Raw genomic sequence first — 17165 nt, forward strand, 5'->3', positions numbered from 1 at the left:
CGGACTTCTCCTCCGGCGGTTTTATTTTTGTGGAGCAATACGCTATGTCAAACAAACCGTTTATCTACCAAAACCCCTTCCCTCTCGCGCACGATGACACCGAATACTATCTGCTGACCAAAGAGCACGTTTCCGTTGCCGAGTTCGACGGTCAGGAAGTCCTGAAAGTGGAGCCTGAAGCCCTGACCCTGCTGGCGCAGCAGGCCTTCCACGATGCTGCGTTTATGCTGCGTCCTTCCCATCAGAAGCAGGTTGCCGCGATCCTGAACGACCCGGAGGCCAGCCAGAACGACAAATACGTTGCCCTGCAGTTCCTGCGTAACTCTGAAATTGCCGCAAAAGGCGTGCTGCCAACCTGTCAGGATACCGGCACCGCGATCATCATGGGCAAAAAAGGCCAGCGCGTCTGGACCGGCGGCGGCGATGAAGCGGCCCTGAGCCAGGGCGTGTACAACACCTACATTGAAGACAACCTGCGCTACTCCCAGAATGCGGCGCTGGATATGTATAAAGAGGTGAATACCGGCACCAACCTGCCCGCGCAGATTGACCTCTACAGCGTGGACGGCGACGAGTATAAATTCCTGTGCATGGCGAAAGGCGGCGGTTCTGCCAACAAAACCTATCTCTACCAGGAAACCAAAGCGCTGATCACCCCGGCGAAGCTGAAAAACTACCTGGTTGAGAAGATGCGCACCCTGGGTACCGCAGCCTGCCCGCCGTACCACATTGCCTTTGTTATCGGCGGAACCTCAGCGGAAGCCACGCTGAAAACCGTGAAGCTGGCCTCCACCCGCTACTACGATGCGCTGCCAACCGAAGGCAACGAACACGGTCAGGCGTTCCGCGATGTTCAGCTCGAACAGGAACTGCTTCAGGAAGCGCAGAACCTTGGTCTGGGCGCGCAGTTTGGCGGCAAATACTTTGCCCACGACATTCGCGTGATCCGCCTACCGCGGCACGGTGCCTCCTGCCCAATCGGCATGGGCGTCTCCTGCTCCGCTGACCGTAATATCAAAGCGAAAATCAACCGCGACGGGATCTGGATTGAGAAGCTGGAACACAATCCGGGCCAGTATATTCCTGAGTCCCTGCGTCAACAGGGTGAAGGCGACGTGGTGAGCATCAATCTCGACAAGCCGATGAATGAGATCCTGGCGCAGCTTTCCGCGCACCCGGTCTCCACCCGCCTGTCGCTGAACGGCACCATCATCGTGGCGCGCGATATCGCCCACGCTAAGCTGAAAGAGCTGCTCGACAACGGGGAAGAACTGCCGCAGTACGTTAAAGATCACCCGATTTACTACGCAGGCCCGGCCAAAACGCCAGAAGGTTACGCGTCTGGCTCACTCGGCCCGACCACTGCGGGACGTATGGACTCCTATGTGGACTTACTGCAATCCCACGGCGCGAGCATGATCATGCTGGCGAAAGGTAACCGCAGCCAGCAGGTGACGGACGCCTGCCATAAACACGGCGGCTTCTACCTCGGCAGCATCGGCGGCCCGGCAGCAGTACTGGCGCAAAACAGCATCAAGAGCCTGGAATGCGTCGCGTATCCGGAGCTGGGAATGGAAGCCATCTGGAAAATCGAAGTGGAGAACTTCCCGGCGTTTATCCTGGTGGATGACAAAGGCAACGATTTCTTCCAGCAGATCCAGAACGCGCAGTGCAAAGGCTGTTCACAGCGCTGAGTCTTTCCACAATGACGGCAGCAGCGACAGCGTTTCATTAATTAACCCACGCTTGTCGCTGCCCGGTTTCCAGATCGTCACCATCGTCTGACCGATCCCCTGGCTGCCCACTTCGGTGTGCAGCCTTTTTACGTTTTGCCATCGCGCCGCCTGAAGATGCGTCGGCAAAAATCCCCAGCCGCACCCTTTCTCCAGCAGGCCGCGCAGCATCTCCAGCTCGTTGGTAAAAATCGTATGCCCAGAGATTTGCAGGCGACGCGCGACCGGTTCGTCAGACGCAGGGTGCATGACCACCTGCGGCACAAGGGAGAGGTCGAGGAGCGATACCGGCGACGCATTCTCCCTGAAAAGCACTTTCGAGGCGTAAAAATCCATATCAATGGCGCCGAGCGCCCGCCACTCCATCTCATTACCGACGCTGCGATTGCGCGCCTGGCAGATGCCCAGATCGGCCGCACCGCGCGCCAGCATCGCTTCCGCGTCGTCGCGCGAGGCGCAGGTCAAACTCAAACGCACGTTGCGCGTCGCCATTTTCGCCAGCAGCGCCTGCAAAAAAGCCCTTGGCGTGAACGGATCGTAGACGAGGGAAATGTCCTGCATCGCGCTGTCCGGCACCGCTCTGGCAAACGCCTCGAAGGCCCTCACCTGCCGCATCAGCAGATGGGCCTGACGCTGAAGCTGCTCCCCTTCCGGCGTTAATTGCAGGTGGCGCCCCTCGCGCACGAACAGCGCATAGCCCAGACCGTCTTCCAGAAAATCGATCAGATCGCGCAAGGTGGTGCGATCTTTTCCGAGCTTGCTGGCCGCCTTCATCAGGCTGCCGTGCTCAGCCACGGCGGTGAACGCCTCCAGCTGGGCAAACGAATACATCAATGTTGCCACACCTGACTCCCGTTAATTTACGGGGGATTTTCCCCCATAACGCGTTTTTTATTATAGACCTCGCGTTCGTAAACTGAAGCCCTCCCTGACCAAACGAGATAACCATGAAAAACAAAACCTTAAAACTTACTCTGCTTGCCGGTCTGGTTTTCAGCAGCCTGTTCTCCCCCGCCGTCATGGCTGCCTGTCACGGCAGCGAACTGACGGCCTGTCCTGCCCCGTATGATGCAAAACTGCCGGATGCGCATGCTATGCTGACCTGGAGCCAGACCGACCGCGTCGTGGGCTTTCGTAATGACTACCGCAACTATGCGGGAGACGTGTTCCGCCACGGCAACGCTACGCCGCTGCTGGCGGCAGATAAACCGCTCACCGATGCCCGTTACCGGGTTAACGGCAAGACCTGGAACCTTCAGGATTACCTTAAACGCCAGAACGTCAGCGGTATGCTGGTGCTGAAGAACGGCAAAGTGGCCTATAAATATCTGGGTGAAGGCAATACCGACTCCACGCTCTGGACCTCGCGTTCCGTGGGCAAATCGGTGGTCTCCGCGCTGGTGGGAGTGGCGCTCAAGGAGGGGAAAATCCATTCCCTGGACGATCTCATCACCCAATATGAACCGGATTTAAAAGGCACCGCCTGGGACGGCGTAACGCTGAAACAGCTCATCACCCATACCTCCGGCGTGGCGTGGAACGAAGACTACACCAACCCCAAATCAGACTTCGCGCAGCTTACCGAGTGTGAAGCGAAGCCGGGCACCTACGACTGCGTGCGAACGCTGGTGAAGGGGTTACACCACGAGCATCCCGCGGGCGAAAACTGGTCCTACTCCTCGGGCGGCGCATGGCTGCTGGGGGACGTGCTTGAACGCGCCACCGGCATGACGCTCGCGGCGTATCTGGAGAAAAGCATCTGGCAGCCTTACGGTATGGCGAGCGACGGCGTATGGCATGCCTACCGTAAAGGGCAGCACGACGTCGGCGCCCACGGCTTTAACGCCACGCTGGAAGACTGGGGCCGCTTCGGTCAATTCATCCTTCATAACGGCACATTGCCGAACGGGAAGTCGATCCTGCCCGCAGGCTGGGTGAAGCAGTCCGCAGACTGGGCGCAGGCAACGGGATCGGTGTCGAAGGCGCACCCGAAAGGGCTATACGGCTATCAGTGGTGGAATAACGAAGTGCCCGCCACGGCCACGGGGGTTAAGCCTGCGGTGCAGGATTCGCTGAAAGATTCACTCTGGGCGCTGGGGATCTTTGGCCAAATGATTATGGTGAATCAAAAGGAAAACCTGGTCATCGTCCAGTGGTCAACCTGGCCGCAGGCGGAACCGTCATTCAGCGCCCAGCCGCTGGAAGCGTCGCTGATGTTTAGCGCGATAGCGAACGCGCTGCGCTGAATAGTGCACTTCATTGATATTACTGCCGCTCGTAGAAGGCGGCTAAGTTGTTGATAACGGGTTAGCCATCCATCTCGGCCAGGTCTGCCTGGCTTCTTTTCTGCGCGATGTCACAAAACAGCGATATCAGCCACTTAGTGGAATATGGTGAACGAAAAATCAATGAATTGTTAAGTTATTGTTGGAACTGTAAATCCTGGTCAACGCCTTGTCATTGATGCACAGCACGCATCAGTTCATGCGCGATTTGCGCTTATTAAATTCCCTTTATTGAGCCAGTTTTCAGAAACAGACGAGCATAACGTCACGATAAAACTGGAGACAATCATGATTTCCTCGACCCCACCTGCAACCGTTCGTGCAAGAGCGGGCGCGATACTTCGCGTCACCTCCGGCAACTTCCTTGAGCAATTCGACTTCTTCCTGTTCGGGTTTTATGCCACCTACATCGCGCACACCTTTTTCCCGGCAAGCAGTGAATTTGCCTCGCTGATGATGACCTTCGCCGTCTTTGGCGCAGGTTTCCTGATGCGCCCTGTCGGCGCCATCGTCCTCGGGGCTTATATCGACAAAGTTGGCCGCCGCAAAGGGCTGATCGTCACGCTGTCGATTATGGCGGCGGGAACCTTCCTGATCGTGCTGATCCCCTCCTATGAGAGCATCGGCCTGTGGGCACCGCTGCTGGTGCTAATGGGGCGCTTGCTGCAGGGCTTTTCCGCCGGGGCGGAGCTTGGCGGAGTGTCGGTCTATCTGGCGGAAATCGCTACGCCTGGCCGCAAGGGCTTTTATACCAGCTGGCAGTCCGGCAGCCAGCAGGTGGCGATTATGGTTGCGGCGGCAATGGGCTTTGCCCTGAACGCGCTGATGGAAGAGAGCGCCATCCGCGAATGGGGCTGGCGCATTCCGTTCCTGTTTGGCTGCTTAATCGTGCCGTTTATCTTTTTCCTGCGCCGTAAGCTTGAAGAGACGGAAGAGTTTCGCGCGCGCCGCCACACGCTGGCGATGCGTCAGGTCTTTACCACCCTGCTGGCGAACTGGCCGGTTGTGGTTGCAGGCATGCTGATGGTGGCGATGACCACCACTGCGTTCTATCTGATCACCGTCTACGCGCCGACCTTCGGCAAAAAGGTGTTGATGCTGAGCGCCTCTGACAGCCTGCTGGTCACGCTGCTGGTGGCTGTTTCTAACTTTATCTGGCTGCCGGTAGGCGGCGCGCTGTCGGACCGCTTCGGGCGCAAACCGGTACTGATTGCCATGACGCTTCTGGCGCTGGCGACCAGCTACCCGGCGCTAACGCTGCTGGCGCAGGCCCCAAGCTTCTCCATGATGCTGAGCGTGCTGCTGTGGCTCTCTTTCCTGTACGGCCTGTATAACGGCGCGATGATCCCGGCACTGACGGAGATCATGCCGGTTGAGGTGCGAGTGGCCGGTTTCTCACTGGCGTACAGCCTGGCTACCGCCGTCTTTGGCGGGTTTACGCCGGTCATTTCAACGGCCCTGATTGAGTACACCGGCGATAAAGCCTCTCCGGGCTACTGGATGAGCTTCGCGGCAGTCTGTGCCATGCTGGCAACACTCTATCTCTACCGTCGCAGCGCGCTGCATCTGCAAACAGCCCGTTAATGCGGAGAGGATGATATGCACACATTTATACGTTCAGGACTGACCGGGCTGGTATTGCTGGCCACCAGCGCAGCGGCGCTGGCCCAGGAGGTGACCGTCATGATCTCGGGCGGTTTTAAAGCCGCCCTGGAAAAGCTCGCGCCAGAGTATGAAGCCAAAAGCGGCGACCGCATTGTGCTGATCCCGGGACCATCCATGGGAAAGACGCCTCAGGCGATCCCCAACCGGCTGGCGCGCGGTGAAAAAGCAGACGTGGTGATTATGGTCGGTGATGCGCTGGAGAAGCTTGAAAAAACCAGCCAGATCCAGCAGGGCTCGCGAACTGAACTCGCAGATTCCCCCGTTGGCATGGTGGTGAAAAAAGGTGCGGATGTCCCTGATATCAGTAGCGAGGCGACTCTGCGTAACGCGCTGCTACAGGCCAGCTCCATCGCCTACTCTGACAGCGCCAGCGGCAGGTATGTCAGCCAGGCGTTGTTCAAAAAGCTGGGGATTGAAAAGGAAGTGGCGGGCAAAGCGACAATGGTCGAACGTATTCCGGTCGCCTCAGAAGTGGCGAAAGGAAAATACGCCGTGGGTTTCCAGCAGGTCAGCGAGCTGCTGCCGGTTCAGGGCGTCACCTTTATCGGGAAAATTCCTGATAATCTGCAATACATCACGCGCTTTGCGGGTGCGGTCACCCGCCATGCAGAGCATCCCACGGAGGGGAAAGCACTGCTGAGCTATCTCGCCTCACCGTCCCCAAGGGCCGTCATCAAGGAGGCAGGGATGATTCCCATTACGTCCGGCGATACTGCTCGGTGATCTGCTTTTCCAGTTCAGCCGCAATGTAGGACTGGATGCGCCCCCGGCGCCGGATAAGCCCCACGGTGCGTTTCACTTCCGGCGCCATCAGCGGCAGATGCGTCAGCAGCGTGTGCGCTGACGTCGGCATCGACATGGCGGGAACGGCAGCAATGCCGATCCCCGCCTCTACCATGCCGAGCATCGTGGTAACGTGGCGCGTTTCACAGACGCTGGGGCGCTCGGGAACGATATTCCCCAGCATCCTATCGAGCAGGTTACGGTTGCCTGACGTTTTATCGAGGGAGATATAATCCTGCTGATAAAATGCCTTCCACGTCAGGTGACTCTTCTGCGCCAGCGGGTGATCCTTTCTGCACGCCGCAACATAGACATCCTCCACCAGCGGGAAAAATTCGATTTCCGACGGTAAGTTTCCTGCGAAGGAGATGCCAAAATCCGCCTGGCTTCGGGCCACGGCGTCAATCACATTCCCCGCGCTGCTGTCGATGATCTTAATGCGAACGCGCGGATAGCGAGACTGAAAACGACGGATCACATCAGGCATAAAGTAACAGGCGGCGGAAGGTACCGTTGCAACCGTAATCAGCCCCGTCCGCTCTTCACTGACTTTATCAACATCAGCCAGCATTGACTCAACGTTGTCGAGCAGCTGCGCGGAGCGTTCAGCAAAGTTTTGCCCGTATAACGTTAAGGCCACGCGGCGGGTGGTACGATCGAACAGCCGGTTTCCCAGCGCGGCTTCCAGCTTTTCAATCCTGCGGCTCAGCGCCGACTGGGATAAGCAGATAGATTCAGCAGCGACACGGAAGTTACCGTATTCCACTAACGCTCTGAAAGCATAAAGATCGTTAAGGTCAAAATTCACGGGCATAGCGTCTGGATGTCCTGTCAGGGAATACGCAACAAAGTCAAAAATAATAGCGTCTTATTGACCTACCGCAACCGGTGCGGTGTTGAAATACGTCAGAGGTCGTTGAGATGCAGGCGAACATACCCGGCGCGATCGGCAAGGGCCTGCCGCTCCTCTTCCTTCATGTTCTCAAGCTGTTTAAAAACGATGCCCAGGCGGGGATTGTTACCCAGACGCGCCTGATTGCGCGCAAAGAAATCCCAGTAAAGAGCATTGAAGGGACACGCCAGCTCTCCGGTATGCTGGTTGTGCTGATACCGGCACCCCTGACAGTAGTTACTCATCTTATGAATATATGACGCGCTTGAGACGTAGGGCTTACTGGCCAGTAACCCGCCATCGCCAAACTGGCTCATGCCGAGGGTATTGGGCAGCTCCACCCATTCAAAGGCATCAATGTAGACCCCCAGATACCATTTATGAACCGCCTGCGGCGACAGGCCGCTGAGCAGGCTAAAATTCCCGATGACCATCAGGCGCTGGATATGGTGGGCGTAAGCCTCGGTGAGCGACTGTCCAACGGCATGCGCCAGGCAGCGCATCTGCGTCTTGCCCGTCCAGAACCAGTCCGGCAGCGGGGTGTGCTGGTCTAAGGCATTCAGCTCCCGATAGCCCGGCATCTGCGACCAGTAAATCCCGCGCACGTACTCCCGCCAGCCGAGAATCTGTCGGATAAACCCTTCAACGGCAGGCAGCGGCGCATGGCCCGAACGCCATGCCTGCTGGGCGGCAGCCACCACTTCCCGCGGATTAAGCATTTTGGTGTTCAGCGCGAATGAAATTAACGAGTGGAAAAGAAAAGGTTCCTCCGCGTACATCGCGTCCTGCCAGGCGCCAAACTGCGGGAGCACGTGAGTGATAAAGTCATCCAGCCTGGCTTTGGCTTCCGAACGGTTGAGCGGCCAGCGAAAACTCCCGGCCTGCGGTTCGCCGAAGGTGTTTACGCCGCAGCGCTGGATCTCCGCCCATAAGGCTGAACGATCGTGGAGCGGACGCGAGTCTCCCGGCGCGGGCGGCTCGCCTGACCAGCGCCTGCGATTTTCAGCATCAAAATTCCATTTTCCCCCTTCCGGCTCGCCTTCTGACGTCAACAGTATGCCGTGCTGACGACGCATTTCCCGGTAAAAGTACTCCATTCGCCAGCTTTTGCGCGTTGCAAAGAACGCGCTCACCTGTTCACGGGTGGTGAAGAAATGCTCGCTGCTGACGCAGGCCGTTTCGACGGAGACCGTTTTCGCCCACGCCTGCAGCTGCGCATCAAGACGCCATTCGTCGGGTTCCTGCCACAACACCCTGTCAGCGCCGTAATGTGCAACAAGCGCGTTGAGATTGTCTTCCAGCGCGCCGCGGTTGGAGCTGTCAGAGAGCCGGACATACCTCACCCGATGTCCTTTCTCCTTTAACGAAGAGGCAAACGTGCGCATGGCCGCGAAGATGGCGATAACTTTCTGGGCGTGGTGAAGCACATACTCGGTTTCTGCCCGCAGTTCCAGCATCACGTAAATGACATTCGGATTGCAGTCATCAAACCAGCCGTGGTGTGGATTAAGCTGATCGCCCAGAATCAGGCGCAGTTCGGTCAACGGTGGCTCCTGCGACAACGCTCAGAACAGTATTTGACCTCATCCCAGCATTTCGCCCATTTCTTTCGCCACGTCATAGGCCGCTGGCAGTGCACGCATGCTCGGCTGGGCAGATCCTGCTTGTTACCTTTGAAATCGCTCATTTTTCAATACCGTACTGATTTCTTCACTGAACCTGTGGGCTAAGGCTACGACAGACTTCACAAAATGAAGGTGATGCCCGCAAACCGCTACCCACTGCTACGTACGAATGATAGTTTATTCAGGCTGGAATTGTCGCAGTGAGCGATTTTCTGGCATCTTAACCGAACCTGACTTTCCCTTTTTGTTCAAGTGACGAGTTTGCGAGCAAAGCGATGATTAAGTGGCCCTGGAAAACGAATGAGGCTGGCCGGGATATGGCGCTGCCGTGGGATGACGCGCTGGCGATCCCTGTTCTGGCTAATCTTAAGCCGGATGAACAATCGAAACTGGTTCAGATGGCGGATCGTTTTTTGCAGCAAAAACGCCTGGTTCCGCTGCAGGGGTTCGAGCTGGATCCGCTGAAAAATACCCGTATCGCCCTGCTTTTCTGTCTGCCGGTGCTGGAGCTCGGCATTGAGTGGCTGGATGGCTTCCACGAAGTGCTGATCTACCCGGCCCCCTTTATCGTCGATGACGAGTGGGAAGATGACATCGGGCTGGTGCACAACCAGCGCGTGGTGCAGTCCGGTCAGAGCTGGCAGCAAGGGCCGATCATCCTTAACTGGCTGGATATTCAGGACTCGTTTGATGCCTCAGGCTTCAACCTGATTATTCATGAAGTTGCGCACAAGCTGGATACCCGCAACGGCGATCGCGCCAGCGGTGTGCCGCTCATCCCGCTTCGTGAAGTTGCCGGATGGGAGCACGACCTGCATGCGGCGATGGAGAATATCCAGGATGAAATAGACCTGGTGGGGGAAAGCGCGGCCAGTATTGACGCCTATGCCGCAACCGATCCTGCCGAGTGTTTTGCGGTGCTGTCAGAGTATTTCTTTAGCGCACCGGAACTCTTTGCCCCACGCTTCCCGGCGCTGTGGCAGCGTTTTTGCCAGTTTTACCAGCAGGATCCGTTGCAACGTCTGCGGCAAAACGAAGACCCTGCCGGTCATTCATCCCACCAGGTTCATTAAGCTTTTTCAGCAGGGGCGCGCGCGGAGCAGCGTACCCCTATGCTCACCAGCAAAAACAGTAGCGCCATTCCCCATGCGGCAGCAATTAAAAACGACTCACCATAAAAACGGGTGACGACAGGCACCAGCATCGCACTCACCCCGTAACCTAACGTATGGCTGGTGGCGATAACTCCCGCCCCTTTCCCTGTCGTCAGCCTGTCGTTCAGCAGCAGTTGATAGCCCGGTGTGGCCATCGCCGCCCCGAGTGAAGTGATAACAATCCCCACGTAGAATAGCGTTAAACCCGCGACAGACATCAGCCCAAGTCCTGCCACCATTAACACCGCCGCGATGCAGAGCAGCGTCATCGGGCTGAAATGCTGCGGGCGAACCACCAAAAACTGGGCGGCGAGCGTGGCCAGTGCGGCCAGGCTCAGCAGCATCGCAACATGATGGCTGATTTGCACCGGGTCGCCCTGTAGCAACGGATGCAGGTGCGGTGACAGGCCAAGCTGCATCAGGCTCACCAGCGCCGCCAGCAGCAGTGCCAGCCCCAAGAACGGCAGCATCGATACCTTCAGCCGCGTCGACTGGTGCGCCACCGGCGGCAGCGGCGGATCGGCGGCTTCGCGCAGCACCAGCAGCAGCGCGCTGAAGGGCGCTACTGCCATTAGCCAGAGCGGCGCCACCGGGTTAACGCTAAGCATCAGCGCCGCCAGCGGCGGCCCCAGCAGACGTCCGCAGCTGAGACCCGAGCTAATGGTCGCCAGCGCCGCCATTCTCTTCTCCAGACCCGCGCGCTGAATGGCCCACGTCTGCGCGGCTGGCACCAGCCCGGAGACCGTCAGGCCGTACAGCGTGCGCGAGAGAACAAGCCCCGCCAGCCCCCACAAAGCATTCAACACGCCGTTACTCATCGCCCAGACCACCAGCGCCATCACCAGGAAACTGGCCAGATAGCCACCGAGGGAGGCGATCATGACCACCTTGCAGCCGTGTCGCTCGCTCTGCCGTCCCCACCAGGGAGAGGCGGGTAAAAAGAGCATTGAGCCAAACATCAGTAGCCCCGCCCAGACGGAGAGTGAGAGTCCGGTCAGGCTGACCAACTGCGGCAGCATGACCAGCAAACCATTTTGCCCGATACCTAATAAACCTGCGCACAGCGCCAGGGGCCAGTTCGCTTTCGGGGTGACGTTGTCCATCAAAGTTTCAGAGGTTGGGTGCATAGAATTGTGAAGATAGTGTCAATAAATATGTGGAAATTATGAAGTTTATGAAAACAAATATTGCAAAAATAGTTGCGACTGTAAACAGAATGAATATCATAACGAGAATTATTATCAGTCATGGAATGAGGTACTTTTATGCGTGCTCTGCTCCGCTCCGCCGGTACAGACGTTGCGGCCCAGTGTTTTTTGAACGCGCTGCTGCGCGAAACGAAGGACTGGCGCTATCACCCCGCTACCGCTGCGGATGAGTTATCGCAGATTCATATCCCGCTTTCCCAGACCCAGGCTATTCGGGTTCCCGTACGCTATTTTTCGCCTACCCAGCATCACCAGTATCATTTTCCGGCAACGCTGATCCACGCCGACAGCGATAGCGGTGTCGCCGTCACCTTTACGCAATTGGTTGATTTAATTCTTGAAAAATCCTCCGTAAAAGGCTCACTGGATAGCGAAACGCTGGCACGCTTTAAACAGCGCGTCCTTGAAAGCCATGCACATACCTGGCAGGCGATCGATCTGCGCCACAGCTGGGCAACCTTGCGCGATAAACCGCTGACGTTTGCCGAGGCGGAACAGGCGCTGCTGGTCGGCCACGCGTTTCACCCTGCGCCAAAATCCCATGAGCCGTTCAGCGAAACCGAGGCGCGGCGCTATCTGCCTGATTTCGCCTCCCGCTTCGCGCTGCGCTGGTTTGCCGTTGAGAGCACGCTTATTGCCGGCGATAGCCTGAACGTCTCTCTGCGCGAACGTCTGCTGCGCTTCGCGGCACAGAGCGCACCTGAGCTGCTCGGCCACTTCACCGACACCCGCTGGCTGCTGCCGATGCATCCGTGGCAGGCCGACTATCTGCTGGAGCAGGCGTGGTGCCAGCGTCTGGCGGAAAAAGGTTCATTGCAGGACCTGGGCGAAGCGGGCGCGCAATGGCTGCCCACCAGCTCGTCACGCTCGCTGTACAGCGAAACCAACAGCGACATGATTAAGTTCTCCCTCAGCGTGCGTCTGACCAATTCCGTGCGCACGCTGTCGGTGAAAGAAGTTAAGCGCGGGATGCGCCTGGCGCGCCTGGCGAAAACGGAACGCTGGCAAGATTTGCAGGCACGCTACCCGACCATGCGCGTGATGCAGGAAGACGGCTGGACGGGGCTGCGTGACGAAAATGGCATCGTTCAGGAAGAGAGCCTGATGGCCCTGCGCGTCAATCTGCTGTTCGATACGCCAGACACCCAGACCAACGTGCTGGTGAGCCTGACCCAGGCCGCGCCGGACGGCGGTGACAGCCTGCTGGCCGCGGCGGTGCGCCGTCTGAGCCAGCGTCTGGAATTACCGCTCGACCGGGCCGCCCGCTGCTGGCTCGACGCCTATTGCGACCGCGTGTTACTCCCGCTGTTCAGCGCCGAGGCGGACTACGGCCTTGTCCTGCTGGCACACCAGCAGAATATCCTCGTTGAAATGCAGCAGGATTTCCCCGTCGGGCTTATCTACCGCGACTGCCAGGGCAGTGCATGGACCGAAGGGGCCGATGCGTGGCTGAAAGAGGCGGGTGAAACGGAGGTAGAAAACCGCTTCGGCGACAGCCAGCTGCTGCGCTACTTCCCTTACTACCTGCTGCTGAACTCTACCCTTGCCGTCACCGCCGCCCTCGCCGCCGCCGGTTTTGACAGCGAGGAAAGCCTGATGTCCCGGGTGCGAGACGCGCTGGCCGAACTGCGCAAGACGGCAATGCAGACCCGCTGCCTCGACTACGTGCTCGACAGCCCGACCTGGAACTGCAAAGGCAACTTCTTCTGCTACCTGCACGATCGCAATGAAAACACCATCGTCGATCCGGCGGTGATCTATTTCGACTTTAGCAACCCGTTTTACAAGGAGAAGGCGTGATGGCCATTGCGAATATCGTCCATTCCGGCTACGGCTTTCGCTGCACGGCCACGGAAAAAAACCTGCCGCTGACGCTGGGTCTTGACGGCAGCGCTGTGCTGGAGCGTCTGAATGGGATCCCGGACGGCTGGCTGGCCGAGGCGCTGGATCAGCTGTTTGTTGCCGCCCCCACGCTGACCGGCATCACCCTGCCCTGGGCAACCTGGCAGGATGAACCGCAGGCGCAGGCACTGTTTCGTCTGGCAAGCGGGGATTATCTGGCGCGTGAAACCTTCTGGCAGCTGCCGCTGTGGCTAAAAGGCGAACAGCCCCAGTCCAGCGGCGGGATGCAGTTTGATGAGAGCCGTCAGCTGTACTTCCCGCTGCGTCCTCGCCGCCCGCAGGGCGAAGTGTACCGCCGTTACGATCCGCAAATTAAGCGCACCCTGAGCTTCCGCGTGGCCGACGTGACGCTGGACGGCGAGCGTTTTACCCAATGGATGAACAACCCGCGCGTGAACGCCTTCTGGGAGATGGCGGGCCCGCAGGCCGAGCAGGAAAGCTACCTGCGTCGCCAGCTTGACTCGACCTACTGCTACCCGGTTATCGGCTGCTTTGACGACCAGCCGTTCGGCTATTTTGAACTCTACTGGGCGGCGGAAGACCGCATTGGCCGTCACTATCGCTGGCAGCCGTTTGACCGCGGGCTGCACATGCTGGTGGGTGAAGAAAACTGGCGCGGCGCGCAGTACATCCGCAGTTGGCTGGGCGGCCTGAGCCACTATTTATATCTCGATGAGCCGCGCACCGCGCGCATTGTCGCCGAGCCGCGCTTCGACAATCAGCGCCTGTTCCGCCATCTGGCATCCGCCGGTTTTGACACGATGAAAGAGTTCGACTTCCCGCACAAGCGCTCGCGCCTCATCATGAGCCAGCGTCACCGCTTCTTCAGCGAGGTGGGCCTGTGAACGCGCTCTGGCAGAAAGTGAACCGCGAAATGGTGGCGAAGATCCTCGCCGAGCTGGAATACGAAGGCACCCTGCGCGCTGAGCAGGTTTCGTCGGGAGTCTGGCGCATCACCATGGGCAGAGAGTCCTGGCAGTTTCGCGCCGCTCGTGGGATCTGGGGCTGGCTGCACATCGATCCTGCCAGCCTGATCACCGCCAGCGGCGAAGCCGTCGAAGCGGAAAGCGCACTCCTGCAGCTCGCAACAGTGCTGGAGATGAGCGACGCGCAAACGGCAGAGCACATGGAAGATCTCTACGCCACACTGCGTGGCGATATGCAGCTGCTTCAGGCGCGTGAAGCGCTTGACGCGGACGCGCTGATCCACCTCGACCCGGACGAATTACAGTGTCTGATGAGCGGTCACCCGAAGTTTATTTTCAACAAAGGTCGCCGCGGCTGGGGGCTGGACGCGCTGCGTCAGTACGCGCCTGAGTATCGCGGACGTTTTCGTCTGCACTGGGTTGCCGTTCAGCGGGAGCATCTTGTCTGGAGCAGCGACGCCGATTGCGATATCAACGCTCTGCTGGCCAGCGCCATGGACAACGCCGAGCGCGCCCGCTTTGACGCCCGCTGGCAGGCGCTAGGTCTGAACGATAGCTGGCTGCCGGTGCCGCTGCACCCGTGGCAGTGGCAGCAGAAGATCGCCATTCATTTCCTGGCGCAGCTGGCGCGCGGTGAAATGGTTGAGCTGGGCGAGTTTGGCGATGAGTATCTGGCGCAGCAGTCCCTGCGCACGCTCACCAACGCCAGCCGCCGCGCGCCGTATGACATCAAGCTGCCACTGACCATCTACAATACCTCCTGCTATCGCGGCATTCCGGGCAAGTACATTGCCGCCGGGCCGCTGGCCTCGCGCTGGCTGCAGCAGCAGTTTGCCACCGACGCTACGCTTGCCCGCTCAGGCGCGCAGGTGCTTGGCGAACCCGCCGCCGGATATCTGTCGCATCCGGGCTATGCCGCGTTGCCGAAAGCGCCCTACCGCTATCAGGAGATGCTGGGGGTGATCTGGCGCGAGAACCCATCCTGTTATTTAGAGGACGGCGAACAGGCGGTGCTGATGGCGGCGCTGATGGAAACCGACAACGCAGGGCGCCCGTTGATTGACGCGTGGATTAACCGTTCGGGGTTAAGCGCCGACGCGTGGCTGGAAAAGCTGTTTGAAGCAACGGTGATCCCGTTCTACCACCTGCTCTGCCGCTACGGCGTGGCGCTGATCGCCCACGGCCAGAACGTGACGCTGGTGATGAAGGACTACGTCCCGCAGCGCATCCTGCTGAAAGATTTCCAGGGCGATATGCGCCTGGTGGATGAAGACTTCCCGCAGGCGCAGAGCCTGCCGGAGCAGGTGAAGGCCGTCACGGCGCGCCTCAGCGCGGATTACATTATTCACGACCTGCAAACAGGCAACTTTGTGACGGTGCTGCGCTTTATCTCGCGCCTCACCCTGCAATGCGGCGTCAGCGAAACCCGTTTCTACCAGATTCTGGCACAGGTGTTACATCGCTATATGGCCGCGCATCCGGAGCTTGCGGAGCGCTTCGCGACGTTCGACCTGTTTAAGCCGCAGATTATTCGCGTGATCCTCAACCCGGTCAAACTGACCTTCTCCGAACACGACGGCGGCAGCCGCATGCTGCCGAACTACGTTACCGATCTTGATAACCCTCTTTTTCTCGCCTCCCGGGAGTCAGCGCAATGAAAACCTATGATTTCATCGGCATTGGTATTGGCCCGTTTAACCTCAGCATCGCCGCTCTGGCGGAAGGGCTGGACGGCTTTAGCTCACTGTTCCTTGAGCGCAAACCGCACTTCTCCTGGCACCCTGGGATGATGGTGCCGGACTGCCACATGCAGACCAGCTTTTTGAAAGATCTGGTCAGCGCCGTGGAGCCCACCAACCGCCACAGCTTCCTGAACTACCTGGTGCAGCGTAAAAAGTTCTACCGCTTTCTGACCACCGAGCAGCGCACCGTCTCCCGCGAGGAGTTTGCGGACTACCTGTGCTGGGCGGCGGAAAACCTCACCAACCTGTCATTCAGCCAGCAGGTGCAGCAGGTGAGGTTTGATGAGAAAAGCAGCCTGTTTGAGGTGGTGACCCAGCGGGACCGCTTCCTGGCGCGCCACGTCTGCGTGGGAATTGGCAAACAGATCAACCTGCCTGACTGCGTCACGATGCAGGACGATACCTGCTTCCACGCCAGCGAGATGATGCTGCGCACGCCGGATCTCGCGGGCAAGCGCGTCACCGTGATCGGCGGTGGCCAGAGCGGTGCCGACCTGTTCCTGAATATCTTCCGCGGTGAATGGGGCCAGCCGCGGAGCCTGAACTGGGTATCGCGCCGCAACAACTACAACGCGCTGGATGAAGCTGCCTTTGCCAACGAATACTTCACGCCAGAGTACGTGGACAGCTTCTCCACGCTCGGTGAAGAGTCGCGTCGCCAGATGCTGCACGAGCAGAAGATGACCTCTGACGGTATTACCACGGAATCGCTGCTGGCGATTTACCGCGCCATGTACCACCGCTTTGAAGTGCTGCGTGAAAAACCCTGGGCTCACCTCCTGCCATCCCGCTCGGTGACGGCTCTCACGCGCCAGGAAAACGGACATCGCCTGAGCATTCAGCATCATCTTGATGGCGGTCAGGAACAGCTGGAGAGCGACGTGGTGATTTTCGCCACCGGCTACCGCGCCGTGCAGCCTGCATTCCTCGCGCCGCTGTTTCACCGCCTCCATCGGGATACGGATGAGGCCTTCTGCATTAACAACGATTTCACCCTTGAATGGGACGGCCCGCAGAGCAACCGCCTGTTTGCCGTAAACGCCGGGATGCACCGTCTCGGCATTGCCGAACCCCAGCTCAGCCTGATGGCCTGGCGCGCGGCGCGAATTCTGAATCGCGCGCACGATGACGAGCCGTTTGAACTGGCTACCACCCCTGGCGTTATCCACTGGCGAAGCACCGCCAGCCCGGAAAGTAGCCAGGTTTTTAAATCTTTAGCAAAAACGACCGAGTACTGACACACACATTCA

At 58.7% G+C, this 17165-nt stretch carries 14 protein-coding genes; 9 read left to right on the forward strand and 5 right to left on the reverse strand.

The features are described 5' to 3' along the window. The first annotated feature begins 44 nt into the window (after positions 1-44). Positions 45-1694, forward strand: coding sequence for a class I fumarate hydratase FumA (gene fumA, locus KW829_RS03515; protein ID WP_214593825.1), 1650 nt, complete (start codon positions 45-47; stop codon positions 1692-1694). Here fumA and KW829_RS03520 read toward each other — a convergent pair. After that, the gene (locus KW829_RS03520) at positions 1683-2564 is read right to left on the reverse strand and encodes a LysR family transcriptional regulator (RefSeq protein WP_010432293.1); all 882 of its coding nucleotides are present in this window, start codon (positions 2562-2564) and stop codon (positions 1683-1685) included. The genes fumA and KW829_RS03520 overlap by 12 nt on opposite strands. 116 nt (positions 2565-2680) lie before the next feature. Between KW829_RS03520 and KW829_RS03525 the strand changes: the two genes are divergently transcribed. The 3 genes from KW829_RS03525 to KW829_RS03535 all read left to right on the forward strand — a co-directional run bounded on the left by KW829_RS03525 (position 2681) and on the right by KW829_RS03535 (position 6406). Continuing rightward, positions 2681-3979, forward strand: a complete 1299-nt coding sequence (locus KW829_RS03525; RefSeq protein ID WP_218307604.1) for a serine hydrolase — start codon at positions 2681-2683, stop codon at positions 3977-3979. 327 nt (positions 3980-4306) lie between these two features. Further along, positions 4307-5602, forward strand: coding sequence for an MFS transporter (locus KW829_RS03530; RefSeq protein ID WP_218307605.1), 1296 nt, complete (start codon positions 4307-4309; stop codon positions 5600-5602). Positions 5603-5617: 15 nt separating this feature from the next. Further along, positions 5618-6406: a substrate-binding domain-containing protein gene (locus KW829_RS03535; RefSeq protein WP_218307606.1), complete on the forward strand. Its 789-nt coding sequence runs from the start codon at positions 5618-5620 to the stop codon at positions 6404-6406. Here the strand turns inward: KW829_RS03535 and KW829_RS03540 are convergent. The 3 genes from KW829_RS03540 to KW829_RS03550 form a co-directional block, all read right to left on the reverse strand. Beyond that, positions 6381-7280 carry a LysR family transcriptional regulator gene (locus KW829_RS03540; RefSeq protein WP_218307607.1) on the reverse strand — a complete coding sequence of 300 codons (900 nt, stop codon included), beginning with the start codon at positions 7278-7280 and terminating at the stop codon, positions 6381-6383. The genes KW829_RS03535 and KW829_RS03540 overlap by 26 nt on opposite strands. 92 nt (positions 7281-7372) lie before the next feature. Then, positions 7373-8902, reverse strand: coding sequence for a cryptochrome/photolyase family protein (locus KW829_RS03545; RefSeq protein ID WP_218307608.1), 1530 nt, complete (start codon positions 8900-8902; stop codon positions 7373-7375). Beyond that, on the reverse strand, positions 8899-9045 hold the full coding sequence (locus tag KW829_RS03550; protein ID WP_074147234.1) for a DUF2256 domain-containing protein: 147 nt from the start codon (positions 9043-9045) through the stop codon (positions 8899-8901). The genes KW829_RS03545 and KW829_RS03550 overlap by 4 nt, the downstream gene beginning before the upstream one ends. Before the next feature lie 213 nt (positions 9046-9258). Between KW829_RS03550 and mtfA the strand changes: the two genes are divergently transcribed. After that, positions 9259-10056, forward strand: coding sequence for a DgsA anti-repressor MtfA (gene mtfA, locus KW829_RS03555; RefSeq protein WP_218307609.1), 798 nt, complete (start codon positions 9259-9261; stop codon positions 10054-10056). Here the strand turns inward: mtfA and KW829_RS03560 are convergent. Continuing rightward, positions 10053-11264, reverse strand: a complete 1212-nt coding sequence (locus tag KW829_RS03560) for an MFS transporter (protein ID WP_218307610.1) — start codon at positions 11262-11264, stop codon at positions 10053-10055. The genes mtfA and KW829_RS03560 overlap by 4 nt on opposite strands. 138 nt (positions 11265-11402) lie before the next feature. Here KW829_RS03560 and KW829_RS03565 point away from each other — a divergent pair, with 138 nt between their 5' ends. Genes KW829_RS03565 through KW829_RS03580 form a run of 4 tightly spaced genes read left to right on the forward strand, consistent with a single transcriptional unit; the run spans position 11403 to position 17153 of the window. Then, complete coding sequence (locus tag KW829_RS03565) at positions 11403-13145, forward strand: IucA/IucC family siderophore biosynthesis protein (RefSeq protein WP_218307611.1); 1743 nt, start codon at positions 11403-11405, stop codon at positions 13143-13145. Then, on the forward strand, positions 13145-14092 hold the full coding sequence (locus KW829_RS03570; RefSeq protein ID WP_218307612.1) for a GNAT family N-acetyltransferase: 948 nt from the start codon (positions 13145-13147) through the stop codon (positions 14090-14092). The genes KW829_RS03565 and KW829_RS03570 overlap by 1 nt, the downstream gene beginning before the upstream one ends. Next, positions 14089-15831: an aerobactin synthase IucC gene (gene iucC / locus KW829_RS03575; RefSeq protein WP_371317563.1), complete on the forward strand. Its 1743-nt coding sequence runs from the start codon at positions 14089-14091 to the stop codon at positions 15829-15831. The genes KW829_RS03570 and iucC overlap by 4 nt, the downstream gene beginning before the upstream one ends. Then, a complete protein-coding gene (locus KW829_RS03580) occupies positions 15828-17153 on the forward strand; it encodes a lysine N(6)-hydroxylase/L-ornithine N(5)-oxygenase family protein (protein ID WP_218307613.1) in 1326 nt (441 codons plus the stop codon). Before iucC ends, KW829_RS03580 begins: the two co-directional genes overlap by 4 nt. The last annotated feature ends 12 nt before the right edge of the window (positions 17154-17165 follow it).

The organism is Enterobacter sp. ENT02 (assembly GCF_019219165.1).
GTDB lineage: Bacteria > Pseudomonadota > Gammaproteobacteria > Enterobacterales > Enterobacteriaceae > Enterobacter > Enterobacter mori.